The organism is Streptomyces sp. NPDC088915 (assembly GCF_044749825.1).
GTDB lineage: Bacteria > Actinomycetota > Actinomycetes > Streptomycetales > Streptomycetaceae > Streptomyces.
Window position 1 is genome coordinate 217,294 of sequence record NZ_JBIVIR010000014.1, and the last position, 15,894, is coordinate 233,187.

At 73.8% G+C, this 15,894-nt stretch carries 14 protein-coding genes; 7 read left to right on the plus strand and 7 right to left on the minus strand.

Going from position 1 to position 15,894, the window contains the following annotated elements; translation table 11 throughout:
• Positions 1–11: 11 nt before the first annotated feature.
• Both cobT and ACIP5O_RS25135 read right to left on the minus strand, forming a co-directional pair.
• Complete coding sequence (cobT, locus tag ACIP5O_RS25130; protein WP_401296883.1) at positions 12–1,100, minus strand: nicotinate-nucleotide--dimethylbenzimidazole phosphoribosyltransferase; 1,089 nt, start codon at positions 1,098–1,100, stop codon at positions 12–14.
• Positions 1,101–1,146: 46 nt separating this feature from the next.
• Positions 1,147–2,349 (minus strand): bifunctional adenosylcobinamide kinase/adenosylcobinamide-phosphate guanylyltransferase, encoded by a 1,203-nt coding sequence (locus ACIP5O_RS25135; protein WP_401296885.1) that lies wholly within the window; start codon positions 2,347–2,349, stop codon positions 1,147–1,149.
• Between the two features lie 91 nt (positions 2,350–2,440).
• On the opposite strand from ACIP5O_RS25135, the gene ACIP5O_RS25140 reads away from it, so the two are divergent.
• Positions 2,441–2,647, plus strand: coding sequence for a hypothetical protein (locus ACIP5O_RS25140; RefSeq protein ID WP_125663506.1), 207 nt, complete (start codon positions 2,441–2,443; stop codon positions 2,645–2,647).
• A 316-nt stretch (positions 2,648–2,963) separates the two neighbouring features.
• Here ACIP5O_RS25140 and ACIP5O_RS25145 read toward each other — a convergent pair whose 3' ends face one another.
• From ACIP5O_RS25145 to ACIP5O_RS25155, 3 genes are all read right to left on the minus strand, one after another.
• Positions 2,964–4,043, minus strand: a complete 1,080-nt coding sequence (locus ACIP5O_RS25145) for a S1C family serine protease (RefSeq protein WP_401296887.1) — start codon at positions 4,041–4,043, stop codon at positions 2,964–2,966.
• Positions 4,044–4,128: 85 nt separating this feature from the next.
• Entirely contained in the window at positions 4,129–4,905 is a 777-nt protein-coding gene (locus tag ACIP5O_RS25150; RefSeq protein WP_401296978.1) for a class I SAM-dependent methyltransferase, read from the minus strand.
• A gap of 65 nt (positions 4,906–4,970) precedes the next feature.
• The gene (locus ACIP5O_RS25155) at positions 4,971–5,576 is read right to left on the minus strand and encodes a DUF3043 domain-containing protein (RefSeq protein ID WP_356543690.1); all 606 of its coding nucleotides are present in this window, start codon (positions 5,574–5,576) and stop codon (positions 4,971–4,973) included.
• Positions 5,577–5,848: 272 nt separating this feature from the next.
• Between ACIP5O_RS25155 and ACIP5O_RS25160 the strand changes: the two genes are divergently transcribed.
• From ACIP5O_RS25160 to ACIP5O_RS25180, 5 genes are all read left to right on the plus strand, one after another.
• Complete coding sequence (locus tag ACIP5O_RS25160) at positions 5,849–6,649, plus strand: PspA/IM30 family protein (RefSeq protein WP_401296890.1); 801 nt, start codon at positions 5,849–5,851, stop codon at positions 6,647–6,649.
• Between the two features lie 40 nt (positions 6,650–6,689).
• On the plus strand, positions 6,690–6,968 hold the full coding sequence (locus tag ACIP5O_RS25165; RefSeq protein ID WP_356543687.1) for a hypothetical protein: 279 nt from the start codon (positions 6,690–6,692) through the stop codon (positions 6,966–6,968).
• A gap of 129 nt (positions 6,969–7,097) precedes the next feature.
• Positions 7,098–8,354, plus strand: a complete 1,257-nt coding sequence (locus ACIP5O_RS25170; protein ID WP_401296892.1) for a sensor histidine kinase — start codon at positions 7,098–7,100, stop codon at positions 8,352–8,354.
• Positions 8,351–9,049, plus strand: coding sequence for a response regulator (locus tag ACIP5O_RS25175; RefSeq protein WP_401296894.1), 699 nt, complete (start codon positions 8,351–8,353; stop codon positions 9,047–9,049). The genes ACIP5O_RS25170 and ACIP5O_RS25175 overlap by 4 nt, the downstream gene beginning before the upstream one ends.
• A 181-nt stretch (positions 9,050–9,230) precedes the next feature.
• The gene (locus ACIP5O_RS25180) at positions 9,231–12,407 is read left to right on the plus strand and encodes an efflux RND transporter permease subunit (RefSeq protein WP_401296895.1); all 3,177 of its coding nucleotides are present in this window, start codon (positions 9,231–9,233) and stop codon (positions 12,405–12,407) included.
• Between the two features lie 76 nt (positions 12,408–12,483).
• Here ACIP5O_RS25180 and nadA read toward each other — a convergent pair whose 3' ends face one another.
• Positions 12,484–13,683 carry a quinolinate synthase NadA gene (gene nadA / locus ACIP5O_RS25185; RefSeq protein WP_401296897.1) on the minus strand — a complete coding sequence of 400 codons (1,200 nt, stop codon included), beginning with the start codon at positions 13,681–13,683 and terminating at the stop codon, positions 12,484–12,486.
• Positions 13,684–13,919: 236 nt separating this feature from the next.
• Between nadA and ACIP5O_RS25190 the strand changes: the two genes are divergently transcribed.
• Entirely contained in the window at positions 13,920–14,276 is a 357-nt protein-coding gene (locus tag ACIP5O_RS25190; protein WP_015033024.1) for an iron-sulfur cluster assembly accessory protein, read from the plus strand.
• Positions 14,277–14,362: 86 nt separating this feature from the next.
• Here the strand turns inward: ACIP5O_RS25190 and ACIP5O_RS25195 are convergent, their stop codons facing one another.
• Positions 14,363–15,889 carry a hypothetical protein gene (locus ACIP5O_RS25195; RefSeq protein WP_401296899.1) on the minus strand — a complete coding sequence of 509 codons (1,527 nt, stop codon included), beginning with the start codon at positions 15,887–15,889 and terminating at the stop codon, positions 14,363–14,365.
• Between the last annotated feature and the right edge of the window lie 5 nt (positions 15,890–15,894).

Here is a 15,894-nt window from a genome sequence, read left to right on the forward strand (position 1 = left end):
CGTGCTCCCCGTCAGGCCCCGGGAACCCCCGGGGTGTCGCCGCCGTCGTCCGGAGTGGTCGGATCCGGACGCTCGGGCAGCTCCGCGGCGAGCGCCGCCGCGGCCTGGACCAGGGGAAGCGCGAGCAGTGCCCCGGTTCCCTCACCCACATGGACGCCGTGGTCGAGCAAGGGGTTGAGCGCCATCCGGTCCAGCGCCTTCGACTGCGCCGGCTCGCCGCTCACCTGGCCCGCCAGCCACCAGTCCGGCGCCCGGAACGCCGCCCGCTGCGCCACGAGCGCGCAGGCCGCCCCGACCACGCCGTCCAGGATCACCGGCATCCGCCGCACCGACGCCTGGAGCAGGAAACCGGTCATGGCCGCCAGGTCCGCGCCGCCGACCGCCGTGAGCAGCGCCGACTGGTCGCCGAGGACCGGCCGGGCCCGCCGCAGCGCGTCCCGGACCGCCGCGCACTTGCGCATCCACGCCAGGTCGTCGATCCCGGCGCCGCCCCGGCCGGTCACCACCGAGGCGTCCGTCCCGCACAGGGCCGCGATCAGGGTGGACGCCGGGGTCGTGCCGCCGACGCTCAGGTCCCCGAGCACCACCAGGTCGGTGCCCGAGTCCGCCTCCTCGTCCGCGATCGCCACGCCGAGCCGGAGCGCGGCCGTGGCCTCCTCGGACGTCAGCGCGTTCTCCACGTCGATCCGGCCGCTGCCGCGCCGGATCCGGTGCCGCACGACCTCGGCGGGCAGCAGCTCCGGGTCGCAGTCCAGACCGGCGTCCACGACCCGCACCGGCACGTCCATCGACCGGGCGAGCACGGCCACCGGGCTCACCCCGTCCAGGACCGCCCGCACCAGCTCGTGCGCGGTGCCGGCCCGGCGCCCCGACACGTCCAGCGAGGCCACCCCGTGGTCGCCCGCGAACAGGACGACCTTCGGCTGCCCGATCGCCCGCACCGTGACCGAGGCCTGCGCGGCGGACAGCCACTCGCCCACCTCGTCGAGCCGCCCGAGCGCCCCCGGCGGCACCACGAGCCGCTCCCGGCGCTCCTCGGCGTCACGCCGTATCCCCCCGTCGGGGCGCTCGATCAGATCGGAGAAGTCGTCCAGGTTCACGGTTCCGCCTTGAGACACATCAGCCAGGGCCATCGGTGATCGCACCCTACCCGCGCAGTACGAGCGCCTGCCCCGCGACCACGAGCAGCACCTGCTCGCACTCGTCCGCGAACGACGCGTTCAGCCGGCCCAGCTCGTCCCGGAACCGGCGCCCCGACGCCGTCGCGGGCACCACGCCCGAGCCGACCTCGTTCGTCACCGCCACCACCGTGCGGCGCGTCGCCCGCACCGCCGCCACCAGCTCCGCCGTCCGCTCCCGCAGCGCCTTCTCCCCGCCGTCCGCCCACGCCCCGTCGTCCCAGGCGCCCGCCTCGTCCATGGCGTGCGTCAGCCACAGCGACAGGCAGTCGATCAGGAGCGCGGGCCCGTCCTCCGCGAGCAGGGGCACGAGGTCGCAGGTCTCGGTCGTACGCCACGAGGACGGCCGCCGCTCCCGGTGCAGGCCCACCCGCTGCGCCCACTCCGGGTCCCCCTCCCGGCTCCCGCCGGTCGCCACGTACAGCACCTCGGGAAAGGTCTCCAGGCGCCGCTCGGCCTCCACCGACTTGCCCGACCGGGCCCCGCCGGTCACCAGGGTCCGCCGGGGCACGTCCGGCACCTCGTGGTACTCGCCCGCGTACAGCGTCGCCCCGTCCGGCACCGCCCGCGCCCCCGCCGCCGCGAGCCGCCGGTCCAGCTCGGCGCCCGTCGGCACGTCGTGGTCCAGGTGCGCCGCGATCACGTCCGTGGCCGGGCCGACGGCCCCGGTCGCCCGCAGCCGGGCGAGCCCGTCCGGGCGGCCCGTCACATCGGCCACCACCACGTCGTACGGCGCCCGGTGGTCCTCGCCGAGCCCGGCCGGGGCCCCGCCCGGCGGCAGGTAGAGCAGCCGCTCGCCGTCCGCCGAGGTCACCTCGTACCCGGTCCCGGGGGAGTCCATCGGCACCGCCCGCACCCGGTGTCCGCTGATGAGCGTCAACTCCCGTCCGTCCGGCACCCTCCCCGCCGTCGGCAGCCCGGCGGGCAGCTCCACGGCCGGTCCGTCGTGCGGATGCGTGAGCAGCACCTGCCGCACGCCCACGAGCGAGTGCCCCGACCGGGCCGCCGCGAGGGCGGCCCCGGGGGTCAGATCGAGCAGCAGGGCCCCGTCCACGAGCAGCGCGGTGGCGGCACGCGCGCGTGGCCCCCGGGAGAGCGCGCACACGGCGCAGGGGCAGTCGGGACGGGGGAGGCCGAGCGGGGCGCCGGTGCCGAGCAGAGTCAGTTCCACCCTCAGATCCTCCCGCGCCACCGCGAGGCGTGCGCGCCCGGCTACGCTGCGGGCAGGAAACCGATCATCCGGTGAGCGCCAGGAGGCGGACATGGCATGGACGTGGCGGTTCGAGAAGTCCGACGGCACCGAGGTCGAGCCGGTGGTGACACCCGAGGAGTTCACCACCCAGGGCGACGCGGAGAGCTGGATCGGCGAGCACTGGCGTGACCTCCTGAGCGGCGGCGCCGACCAGGTCACCCTCTCGGAGGACGGCACGAAGATCTACGGCCCGATGCCCCTGAACGCGGAGGGCTAGGGCACCCGGCGACCGTGGAGGGGGTGCGGGGCCCCGGGCCCCGCACCCCGGCCGGTTCCTCCCCGGGGGCCCTTGAGACCTTCCGGTCCGGCGGCCCGGGGCTTGAGGCTTTCCCGGCCCGGCGGCCTTCCCCGGCCCGGGACTTTCCCCGGCCCGGTGGCTTTCCGGCCCAGCGGGTTTCCGGCCCGGTGGTCCGGCGGCCTTCCGGCCCAGAGGGTCTTCTGGCCCGGCAGCCCCCGCCCGGACCCCGCAGCGGCGGGCCCGCGACCTCATGGCGCCCCGGTCGACGGCCGGTCGCCGTCCCGGGCGGCGCCCGTCACATCTCGCCCAGCACGACCTCGGCCTTCTCCGTCTCCGTGCCCCGCACGTACGTCACCGCCACCTTCTCGCCCGGCTTCCGTGAGGCCAGCGCCTCCGACAGGGAGGTGATCGTGGTGACGTCGGCGTCGCCGAGCCGCGTGATCACGTCGCCCGGCTTCAGGCCCGCCTTGCCCGCCGCCCCGTTCGACGGCGCCTCGACCACCGCGACGCCCGCCGGCTCGTAGTCGTCGTTCAGGACCGTGCGCCCGGTGATGTTCAGGGCCGCCCGGCCCGAGTCCGTCACCTTGCCGTCCCTGACGATCTGGTCCGCGATCGTCCGCACCATCGACGCGGGGATGGCGAAGCCGATGCCGGGCGCCGAGCCGCCGCCCAGCTCCGGGTCGGACGCCGCCAGCGTCGGGATGCCGACGACCTGGCCGTCGAGGTTCACCAGCGCGCCCCCGCTGTTCCCGGGGTTGATCGCGGCCGACGTCTGCACCATGTTCCCGATGGTCGCGCCCGTGCCGCCGCCGGCCCGCCCCTCGCTGACCGTCCGGCCGGTGGCCGAGACGATCCCCTGGGTCACGCTGCCGGAGAGGCCGAGCGGGGAGCCCATCGCGAGCACGATCTGCCCCATGTCGACCGTGGAGGAGTCCCCGAACTCCGCCGCCTTCAGCCCCTGCGGCACGGTTTCGAGCCGGATCACGGCGAGGTCCTGCTCGGGGTACGAGGCGACCAGCCGCGCCGTCACCGGCTGCCCTCCGGTGGCCGCCGTGACCTTGAAGCTCTTCTCCTGGCCGACCACGTGCGCGTTGGTGACCACGTGCCCCTTGGCGTCGTAGACGACCCCCGAACCGAGGCTGTTCGCCGCGTCGATCTGCACGACCGACGGCAGGACGTCCTTGATGACGGCCCGGTAGTCGTCCTCCAGCTCGTTGGCGGAGCGCGGGGCCGCCGCCTGGGTCGACCGCTCGGGCCCCGCCGCGTCCCCGGCGGAGGAGCAGCTCCCGACGAGCGCGGCGGCGCACGCCCCGGCGGTCAGCGAGAGGAGGAGACGGCGGGCACGGGCGCGGGCGTGGGCACGGGATACGTCCATGTCCGGAGTATCCGTTCCGCCCCCGCCCCGGGCCCGGTGAGCGCACCCGATCAGGGGGAGCGTCCCCGCCCCCCCGTCCGCTCCGCTACCCCCGCACCCCGCACAGGTGCAGCAGCGTCGCTATCCGCCGGTACGGATCCGTGCGCCCCGCCCGCTCCTCGGCGGCGAAGAGCCGGTCCAGCTCGTCGGCGGCCGGCAGGCCCGTCTCGGCCGGGACGCCGTCCGTGAAGACCCGCACCCCGTACCAGGCGTGCAGCGGCGCCGCGATCCCCGCGAGCGTCGCCGTGAGCGCGTCGAGCCGGTCGGCCCGCACCTTCACCCCGCCGTCGTCGGTGTAGACGTCCGACTCGAAGCCCGCGAGCGCCCCCGCCCAGTCCCCGGCGAGCCCCGGCCGCATGGCCAGGGCGTCGGCGTTCCGCACGACCAGGGAGAGCAGGCCCCCGGGGGCCAGCATCCGGGCCAGGCCCGCGAGCAGCGCGTCCGGCTCGTCCGCGTACATGAGCACGCCGTGGCAGAGGACCACGTCGAAGCTGCCGGGCAGGAAGTGCACCCCGGTCTCGCGCCCGTCCCCCTCGATCATCCGGACCCGCTCGCGGATCCCGGCGGGCTCCGTCGCCAGCGACTCGCGGGCCGCCTTCAGGAGCTCGGGATCGGCTTCGAGGCCGGTCACGGTGTGACCGGCCCTGGCCAGGCGCAGGGCCTGGGAGCCCTGCCCCATGCCCGCGTCGAGGATCCGCAGCCGCTGTCCCACCGGGTACCGGGCGGTTATCTGCTCGTCGAGCTGGCGCGCGACGATCTCGTGCCGGATGGTGTCGCGCAGCCCGCCCGTGCCGGCGGGCCAGTGCGCGACGGCGGGCAGCACGGGTCCCGCCGCCTCCGACACGGCCCCTTCGAACGCGGGTCCGCCGGATTCCGAGCGGTCGGCGCTCAGGGTCGCTCTCCGCGCTTGACCTGCGGCTTCGGCAGCCGCAGACGGCGCATCTGGAGCGTCCGCATCAGGCCGTAGGCCACGGCTCCGCGCTTCGGCTCGTTCGGGAAGCGGGCGTTGAGCTGCTTCCGGAGCCGGATCGAGATGCCGATCGAGTCGATGACGATCAGGATGATCACACCGAGCCACAGGAGCAGCGAGATGTTCTGCAGCGCCCGGTTGGCGTTGCCGAACAGCGAAAGCACGAGGATCACCACGGCCATCGGCAGGAAGAACTCGGCGATCGCGAACCGGGAGTCCACGAAGTCGCGCACGAAGCGGCGCACCGGACCCTTGTCGCGGGCCGGCAGGTAGCGCTCGTCGCCGCTGGCCAGCGCCTCGCGCTGACGGGACAGGTCCGAGCGGCGTGCCTCGCGCTGGCGCTTGGCGGCCTCCTTGCGGTCGAGCGGCACCGTCGAGGCGCGACGGCGCTGGGTCTGCGCCTCGCTCCGCTTCGGCGTCGGGCGGCCCTTGGGGGCCTCGGGGTCGCGGGGCTGCTTGGTGGAGAGGTCCGCCGTCACCTTGTCGGTGGGGGCCTTCTCGTCCTTCGAACGGCTACGGAACACAAAACACAAGGGTACGGGGTGGGGGGCATGAACCCCATGCCGGGCGGGAACGATCCGCTAACGGACTGCGTCTTGGCCGGTACGTACGGGGGAAGGGCGCGGGTTTCCCCGGACTCCGTCTCCTCCCTGCGCGGGAGGGGACGCCGCACGCAGTCGTCCTCGGGGAGGAGCGCATCCCGCTCCGAACAGTGCGGTAATGGAGTCGGGGCCCGTACTGTGGACCTTGTTGGAGAGCTGGAGCCGAGTCCGTCAGAAGGGGGCGCGCGAAGCCCATGAGCGGTGTCATGAAGCGTATGGGGATGATCTTCCGCGCGAAGGCGAACAAGGCCCTTGACCGGGCCGAGGATCCGCGCGAGACGCTCGACTACTCCTACCAGAAGCAGCTGGAGCTGCTGCAGAAGGTGCGACGGGGCGTCGCCGACGTCGCCACCTCCCGCAAGCGGCTCGAACTCCAGCTGAACCAGCTGCAGGGCCAGTCCGCCAAGCTGGAGGACCAGGGCCGCAAGGCGCTGGCGCTCGGTCGCGAGGACCTGGCGCGCGAGGCGCTGTCCCGGCGGGCCGCGCTCCAGCAGCAGGTCAGCGACCTGGAGGTGCAGCACCAGACGCTCCAGGGCGAGGAGGAGAAGCTCACCCTCGCCGCCCAGCGTCTCCAGGCCAAGGTCGACGCCTTCCGCACCAAGAAGGAGACGATCAAGGCGACCTACACGGCGGCCCAGGCCCAGACCCGGATCGCGGAGTCGTTCTCCGGCATCTCGGAGGAGATGAGCGACGTCGGCCTGGCGATCCAGCGGGCCGAGGACAAGACCGCCCAGCTCCAGGCGCGCGCCGGCGCGATCGACGAGCTGCTCGCCTCGGGCGCCCTGGACGACCGGTCCGGGCTCGCGAAGGACGACATCCAGGCGGAGCTGGACCGGCTCTCCGGCGGTACGGACGTCGAGCTGGAGCTCCAGCGGATGAAGGCCGAGCTGGCCGGCGGCCCGTCGGCGCAGCAGCAGGCGATCGAGGGCGGCAACGGCACGGCGGCCCCGCAGCACCAGAACCAGCAGCAGTCCCACCCGCGCTTCGAGAAGTAGCCCTCGGCTCTCCGGCGGAACCGGAAGGACAGGACGCGTCATGATCGTACGGATCATGGGGGAGGGCCAGTGGAAGCTGGCCGACAGCCACGTCACCGAGCTGGACGGGCTCGACGACGAACTGCTCGCGGAGATGGAGACGGGGGACGCGGACGGCTTCCGGCGGACGCTCGGCGCCCTCCTCGACGCCGTCCGGCGACTCGGCGAGCCGCTCCCGGACGAGGTCCTGGAGCCGTCGGAGCTGATCCTCCCGGCCCCGGACGCGAGCCTCGAAGAGGTCAGGGCGATGCTCTCCGACGGCGGCCTCATCCCCGGCTGACCCCGCCACCACGGATCCACCGCGGAGGTCCCGGCCCCCTCGGGGGACCGGGACCTCCGCGCTGCCGGAGGCCCGGACCCGGCGCCCCGCAACCGGACCGGCGGCCTCCGCCCCGTACCGTTGCCTCCCGTGACCCCCACCGGATCCGCCGCCGGCGCCCTCTCCCTCCGGCGGCTCGTCGACTGGTTCCGGACGCATCCGCTCGCCTTCGACGCGACGCTCGCGTTCGGCGTGCTCGTCTGCATGATCGCCGGGTCCTTCACCGACCCCCACGGCAGCCCGAACGGACCCACCTTCGGCGACCGCGCGCCCGACGCGTACAGCGTGCTGCTCATGGTCGCCGGGGCCGTCGCCCTGGTGCTGCGCCGCCGCGATCCCTTCGCCGTGCTCTGCCTCACCGCGGCGTTCACGCTCGTCGAGCTGATCGACGACAGCAGGCCCGCCCCCATCTCCATGAGCGTCGTCGTCGCGCTCTGCACGGTCGCCGCGCGCACCGACCGGCCCACCACCTGGCGGGTCGGCCTCGCCACCATGACGGTCCTCACCGCCGCGGCCATGGTCTTCGGTCCGACCCCCTGGTACGCGCAGGAGAACCTCGGCGTCTTCGCCTGGACCGGCATGGCCGCCGCCGCCGGGGACGCCGTCCGCAGCCGGCGGGCCTTCGTGGACGCGATCCGCGAGCGCGCCGAGCGGGCCGAGCGCACCCGCGAGGAGGAGGCCGGGCGCCGGGTCGCCGAGGAACGGCTGCGGATCGCCCGTGACCTCCACGACGTCGTCGCCCACCACATCGCCCTGGTGAACGTCCAGGCCGGAGTCGCCGCCCACCTCATGGAGAAGCGCCCCGACCAGGCCAAGGAGGCCCTCGCGCACGTCCGCGAGGCCGGCCGCTCCGCCCTCGACGAGCTGCGCGCCACCGTCGGCCTGCTGCGCCAGTCCGGCGACCCGGAGGCCCCCACCGAGCCCGCCCCCGGCCTCGCCGTCCTCGACGGGCTGCTCGACAGCTTCCGCAAGGCCGGCCTCCCGGTCGCCCTGGCCCGCGCCGACGGCGACGGTCCGCTGCCCGCCGCCGTGGACCTGGCCGCGTACCGGATCGTGCAGGAGGCCCTGACCAACGTCCGCAAGCACGCCGGACCCGACGCCGAGGCCGAGGTCAGCGTCGTGCGGGTGGGGCGTACGGTCGAGATCACCGTCCTCGACGACGGCACCGCCCCGGCCGCCCCGGACGGGACCCCGACCGGCGGCCACGGGCTGCTCGGCATGCGCGAGCGGGTCGGCGCGCTCGGCGGCACCCTGACCGCCGCACCCCGCTACGGCGGCGGCTTCCGCGTACAGGCGATACTGCCCGTGGCCCTCCGCACGGGAGAGGGCGAGGGGGAGGACGCGTGACGATCCGGGTGCTGCTCGCCGACGACCAGGCCCTGCTGCGCAGCGCCTTCCGGATCCTGGTCGACTCCGAGCCCGACATGGAGGTCGTCGGCGAGGCGCCCGACGGCGCCCGGGCCGTCGAGCTGGCCCGCGCCGAGCGGCCCGACGTCGTCCTGATGGACATCCGCATGCCGGGCACGGACGGCCTCGCCGCCACCCGCGCGATCACCGCCGACCCCGGCCTCTCCGGCGTGCGGATCGTCATGCTCACCACCTTCGAGGTCGACGAGTACGTCGTGCAGTCGCTGCGCGCCGGGGCCTCCGGCTTCCTCGGCAAGGGCGCCGAGCCGGAGGAGCTGCTCGGCGCGATCCGGATCGCCCACGCCGGCGAGGCGCTGCTCTCCCCGGCCGCCACCAAGGGCCTGATCGCCACCTTCCTCGCCCAGGGCCCCCGGGACGACGGCGCGGGCGCCGCCGGCGAGGACGTCCGGGCCCGCTCCGAGCGCCTCGCCGCGCTCACCGCCCGCGAGCGCGAGGTCCTCGTCCTCGTCGCGGGCGGCCTGTCCAACGACGAGATCGGCCGGCGGCTCGACGTCAGCCCGCTCACCGTGAAGACCCACGTCAACCGGACCATGGCCAAGCTCGGCGCCCGCGACCGGGCCCAGCTCGTGGTCACGGCCTACGAGTCGGGACTGGTACGCCCGAGGACGGAGTGACCCGGAGCGCGGGCGTACTCCGAACGCGGTATGCGCGGCGTAAAGAAGTGCGCCCGGGGGCCGAGGACTTCCGGCGGCGGATGCCCGATCGTAGGGACGGGGGCGTCTCGGGCCGGTCGAAGGCCGGGACGGGGCCGCTCCCGACCGCCGACGCGTACGCCACGGAAGAGAGACCCATCCCATGTCCTGGCTGTCCAGATTCAGCCTCGCGCAACGGGCCCTGATCGGGCTGACGTCCCTCGTCGCGATCGTGTTCGGGGCGATCGCGATACCGCAGCTCAAGCAGCAGCTCCTCCCCTCGATCGAGCTGCCCGTGGTCTCGGTCCTCGCCCCGTACCAGGGAGCCTCTCCCGACGTGGTCGAGAAGCAGGTCGTCGAACCCCTGGAGAACGGCCTGAAGGGCGTCGACGGCCTCACGTCGGTCACCTCCACCGCCTCCGAGGGCATGGCCCTCGTCATGGCCTCCTTCGACTACGGCGACGAGTCGACGAAGCAGCTCGTCGCCGACGTCCAGCAGGCCGTGAACCGCGCCCGCGCCCAGCTCCCCGACACGGTCGACCCGCAGGTCGTGGCCGGCTCGACGGACGACATGCCGACCGTCGTCCTCGCCGTCTCCTCCGACAAGGACCCGCAGGCCCTCGCGGACCTCCTCGACCGGACCGTCGTGCCCGCCCTCCAGGACGTCGAGGGCGTCGGCCAGGTCTCCGTCAGCGGCGTCCAGGACCTCCAGGTCTCCGTCACCCCCGACGAGCGGAGGCTCGCCGCCGCCGGGACCACCACCATGAAGCTCGCCGAGGCCCTGCGCTCCGGCGGCGGCACGGTGCCCGCCGGCTCCTTCACCGAGGACGGCAGGAGCCGCACCATCCAGGTCGGCGGCGGCTACACCTCCCTGAAGCAGATCGAGGACCTGCGCATCCCGTCGGCCGCCCCCGGCAAGAAGAAGGCCGTCCGCCTCGGCGACGTGGCCACCGTCCGCCAGGAGGAGTCCCCGCGCACCTCCCTGACCCGCACCAACGGCAGGCCCAGCCTCGCCGTCATGGCCACCATGGACAAGGACGGCAGCGCCGTCGCGATCTCCGACGCCGTCGCGGAGAAGCTGCCCGACCTGCGCCGCGACCTCGGCGCGGGCGCCGAGCTGACCGTCGTCTCCGACCAGGGACCGGCCGTCGCCGAGGCCGTCTCCGGCCTCACCACCGAGGGCGCCCTCGGCCTCGTCATGGCCGTCCTGGTGATCCTGGTCTTCCTCACCTCGGTCCGCTCGACCCTGGTGACCGCGGTCTCCATCCCGCTCTCGGTCGTCCTCGCCCTCCTCGTGCTGTGGACCCGCGACCTCTCGCTCAACATGCTGACGCTCGGCGCGCTCACCATCGCCATCGGCCGGGTCGTCGACGACTCGATCGTGGTCCTGGAGAACGTCAAGCGCCACCTCGGCTACGGCGAGGAGCGCCGGGAGGCGATCCTCACCGCGGTCCGCGAGGTGGCCGGCGCCGTCACCTCCTCCACCCTCACCACCGTCGCCGTCTTCCTGCCGATCGGCCTGGTCGGCGGCATCGTCGGCGAGATGTTCAGCCCCTTCTCGCTGACGGTCACGGCGGCCCTGCTCGCCTCCCTGCTCGTCTCCCTGACCGTCGTCCCGGTCCTCTCGTACTGGTTCCTGCGCGCCCCCCAGGGCACGCCGGAGGACCTGGCCGAGGCCCGCAGGCGGGCCGAGGAGGCGGAGGAGAAGAGCCGCCTCCAGCGCCTGTACGTGCCGGTCCTGCGGTTCGCGACCCGGCGCCGGCTCGCGAGCCTGGGCATCGCGTTCGCCGTCCTGGTCGTCACCTTCGGCATGACCCCGCTCCTGAAGACGAGCTTCTTCGACCAGGGCGACCAGGAGGTCCTGAGCATCAAGCAGAAGCTGGCGCCCGGCACCTCCCTGAGCGCCTCCGACGAGGCCGCGAAGAAGGTCGAGGGCCTCCTCGCGAGGACCGAGGGCGTCAAGGACTACCAGGTCACCGTCGGCTCGTCCGGCTTCATGGCGGCCTTCGGCGGCGGCACCGGCGCCAACCAGGCCTCGTACCAGGTCGCCCTGGAGGAGTCCGCCTCGTACGAGAAGACGCGGGACGCCCTCCGGAAGGGGCTCGCCGGCCTCGACGGGATCGGCGACACCACCCTCGCGGCCGGCGACGGCTTCGGCAGCCAGGACCTGAGCGTGGTCGTCAAGGCGGCCGACCCGGAGGTGCTCGCGAAGGCCGCCGAGCAGGTCCGGACCGCGGTCGCCGGGATCGAGGGCGTCACCGACGTCCGGAGCGACCTCTCGCAGTCCGTCCCGCGCGTCTCCGTCACGGCGAAGCCCGCCGCGGCCGACGCCGGCTTCGACCCCGCCTCGCTCGGCATGGCCGTCGCCCAGGCCGTCCGGGGCACCCCGGCCGCCAAGGCGACCCTCGACGACAGCGAGCGGGACGTCCTCATCACCTCCGCGAAGCCCGCCACCACCCTGGCCGAGCTGAAGGCGCTGCCCCTCGGCCCGGTCCGGCTCGGTGACGTCGCCACCGTCGAGCTGGTCCCCGGTCCGGTCTCCATGACCCGGATCGACGGCGCCCGCGCCGCGACGGTCACGGCCAAGCCGGTCGGCGACGACACCGGGGCGGTGAGCGCCGCCCTCCAGCAGAAGATCGACGGGCTCGACCTGCCGGCGGGCGCCACCGCCACCATCGGCGGCGTCAGCGAGGACCTGAACGAGACCCTGCTCAACATGGCCCTGGCCATGCTCGCGGCCGTCGCGATCGTCTTCATGCTGCTCGTCGCGACCTTCCGGTCGCTGGTCCAGCCGCTGATCCTGCTGGTCTCGATCCCGTTCGCGGCGACCGGCGCGATCGGTCTGCTCGTGGCCACCGACACCGCGATGGGCGTCCCGGCGATGATCGGCATGCTGATGCTCATCGGCATCGTCGTCACCAACGCGATCGTCCTGATCGACCTGATCAACCAGTACCGGGAGCGGGGCCTCGGCATCGTCGAAGCGGTGGTCGAGGGCGGCCGGCACCGGCTCCGCCCGATCCTGATGACGGCCCTGGCGACGATCTTCGCCCTGCTGCCGATGGCCCTCGGCATCACCGGCGAGGGCGGCTTCATCGCCCAGCCGCTGGCGGTGGTCGTGATCGGCGGTCTGGTCACCTCGACGCTGCTGACCCTGCTCCTCGTCCCGACGCTCTACGCGATGGTGGAGCTCCGCAAGGAGCGCCGCGCGAAGCGGAAGGCGGAGAAGAGGGCCGCGAAGGGGAAGGCCGGGAAGGAGAAGGACGGCGACGGGGCGCACAACCCGGAGCAGCCGGACGTCTCGCCGCTGGACGCGAGCCTGCTGAACCTCCTGGACTGAGTCCGGCACGTGCGAAGGGCGCCCCGCGACACGAGCGGGGCGCCCTTCGGCGTACGTACAGGAGTACGGAGAACCGTTACGGCAGCGCCAGCATCCGCTCCAGGGCCAGCTTCGCGAAGCTCTCCGTCTCCCTGTCGACCTGGATCCGGTTGACGAGGTTGCCCTCGGCCAGAGACTCCAGGGCCCACACCAGGTGCGGCAGGTCGATGCGGTTCATGGTCGAGCAGAAGCAGACCGTCTTGTCGAGGAAGACGATCTCCTTGCCCTGGTCGGCGTACCGGTTCGCCAGGCGCCGGACGAGGTTCAGCTCCGTGCCGATCGCCCACTTGGAACCGGCCGGGGCCGCCTCCAGGGTGTTGATGATGTACTCGGTCGAGCCCACGTGGTCGGCGGCGGCGACGACCTCGTGCCGGCACTCGGGGTGGACCAGCACGTTCACGCCGGGGATGCGGGCCCGGACGTCCTCGACCGACTCCAGCGAGAACCGGCCGTGCACCGAGCAGTGGCCCCGCCACAGGATCATCTTGGCGGCGCGCAGCTGCTCGACGGTGAGGCCGCCGTTCGGCTTGTGCGGGTTGTACAGGACGCAGTCGTCCAGGGACATGCCCATGTCGCGGACGGCGGTGTTGCGGCCCAGGTGCTGGTCCGGCAGGAAGAGCACCTTCGTCGTGCCGGGCTCCCCCTGCTCGAACGCCCAGTTCAGGGCCCGCTCGGCGTTGGACGAGGTGCAGATCGTGCCCCCGTGCTTGCCGGTGAAGGCCTTGATGTCGGCCGAGGAGTTCATGTACGAGACGGGCACGACCTGCTCGGCGATCCCGGCCTCGGTCAGCACGTCCCAGCACTCGGCGACCTGCTCGGCGGTGGCCATGTCGGCCATCGAGCAGCCGGCCGCCAGGTCGGGCAGGACGACCTTCTGGTCGTCGCCGGTCAGGATGTCGGCCGACTCCGCCATGAAGTGCACGCCGCAGAAGACGATGTACTCCGCCTCCGGCTTGGCGGCCGCGTCGCGCGCGAGCTTGAAGGAGTCGCCGGTGACGTCGGCGAACTGGATGACCTCGTCGCGCTGGTAGTGGTGGCCGAGCACGAAGACCTTGTCCCCGAGCTTCTCCTTGGCCGCGCGGGCGCGTTCCACGAGGTCGGGGTCGGAGGGCGACGGCAGATCGCCGGGGCACTCCACGCCGCGCTCGCTCTTCGGGTCGGCCTCGCGGCCGAGCAGGAGGAGGGCGAGCGGCGAAGGCTGGACGTCGAGCTCATGACGGGGATGGGCCGTGGTCACGTCACGCACCCTTTCTTCGGGGAACCTTTTCGTCGAAATGACGCTATCTATCATAACCCCTTCACGTCACGTTGACGATGTCCATAGTGTCGATGTGACGAATTCGCCTTCCGCGGGGCTGGACAGGGTGTGCGAGCATGAAAGGAGGAAAAACCCACTCGGCCCGGAATGAATCCGGGGCACCGCCGGTTTCCACCGTCGGTAAGCAGTCTCCGTACACACCGGGAGAGAAGCAGATGTCCGTATCGGACGAGAAGACCACTGTCAGCGACGGCATCCTCCTGTCCGACGCCGCCGCGGCCAAGGTCAAGGCCCTCCTCGACCAGGAAGGCCGCGAGGACCTGGCCCTGCGCGTCGCCGTTCAGCCCGGCGGCTGCTCCGGCCTGCGTTACCAGCTGTTCTTCGACGAGCGTTCGCTCGACGGCGACGTCGTGAAGGACTTCGACGGCGTCAAGGTCGTCACCGACCGCATGAGCGCCCCGTACCTCGGCGGTGCCTCGATCGACTTCGTCGACACCATCGAGAAGCAGGGCTTCACCATCGACAACCCGAACGCCACGGGCTCCTGCGCCTGCGGTGACTCGTTCAGCTGAGTCGTACGCGTGAGTGAGGGCGGGCCCCGGATTTCCTTCCGGGGCCCGCCCTCACGCGTGCCCGGGCCCTCGCCCGGACGGGGACGTCAGCGGCGCGGCACCGTCTCGCCGCTCGCCGCGTCCACCACCGGCCGCGAGCCGAGCGGGGCGTCCAGGGCCACCGTCTTGACGACCTCCACCGCCATGGCGACGCACATCCGGCCCGGCTCGGTCGGGGTCTCCTCGATCCGCAGGGCGACCCGCTCCGGGGTCTCCTCCGCCGTGACCGTGTACGTGCTGCACACCCCGCCCCAGAAGGCGACCGTCAGCTTCCGGCCGCCGTCCCCGGCCTCGTACGACTGGATCTGCCGGGCCGGCGCCGTGCCCTCGCCGGACGACGGCGGCGGGGTCTTCGCCGGCGGCGCCAGGTACCGGTCCTCGACCGCCGTGCGCACCACCGTGTACGGCGCCGCGTCCGCCGGGTCGGCGGTGAACAGCCACGCCGGTACGAGCAGCCGCTCGCCGGCCACGTCCTGCGCGGCGAGGCCGAAGACCGCGCCCGTCACCGGCACCTCGACCGGCGTCGCCGGCGCGGTGGCCGTCGCGCAGGGCAGCACCGTCCCGTCCGTGGGCCTCCCGGCGCTCGGGACCTCCTCCGTGCCCGGCTTCCCGGCGCTCGGGACCTCGCCCGCACCCGGCTTCCCGGCGCCCGGGGCCTCCCCGTTCGGGACGGGCGTGGCGCAGCCGCCGATGCCGACCGGGCCCGTGCCCTTGGAGTCCTCGTTCAGCTCGTCCAGGGCCTTCGCCGCCCCCACCACGGGGTGCGCGGCGCCCCCGGCCGGCTCCTTCAGCATCCCGCTGCCGCCGGAGATCCGGCCGTCCGGCTCGACGTGCAGCCCCGTCGACCAGCCGTAGGTCGGCAGGCCGCCCACCACCGGCTCGGCGTTGACCACCCGGACGGACCCGTTCATCACCTGACCGGCGGACACCTTCGCGTCGTCCTGGCCGAGCGCCTTCAGGACGGGGGCGGCCGCCGCCTTCGCCGCCGCCTCGCTCACCGGCGAGCCGCCGCGCGGCGTCTTCGCCTCGCCCGGGGGCGGACACGCCTTGCCCTTGAGACAGGTGTCGCCGACCGGACCGCCGTCGTACCAGGAGTACGTCCAGTTCCCCGGGGCCTCGCGCGCCACGTCGAGGCGCGGGCCCGAACCGTCCTTCTCGGGCGCGATCGACCAGACGTCGCCCGCCAGGACGGGACGCCCGGAGACGCCGAGCGCACCGGCCAGCCTGGTCACCTCCGCCGAGGTGACCAGGCCCTCGGGCCGGTGGACCGCGGCCGAGGAGGGCCCTTGGGGGAGTGGGCCCTTGGCTTTGTAGACGATCCCGCGCGGACCGCCGCCCGGGTCGGGCTCGCCCGGCGCGATCCCGGGGCCCCCGTCCGTACCGCCGTCGCCCCCCGGGCGCAGGGGCGACGGGCGACCGGCCGCGTCGGCGGACCGGCTCGCGCCGTCCGCGCCGCCGTCGCCGGACGCCGCGGTGGCGAGGTACACCCCGCCGCCCCCGGCGAGCAGCACGCCCGCCGCCACCGAGGCGGTGAGCAGCGTCCGCCGCCTCCGACCGTTCTCCGTACCGCTCACGGCTC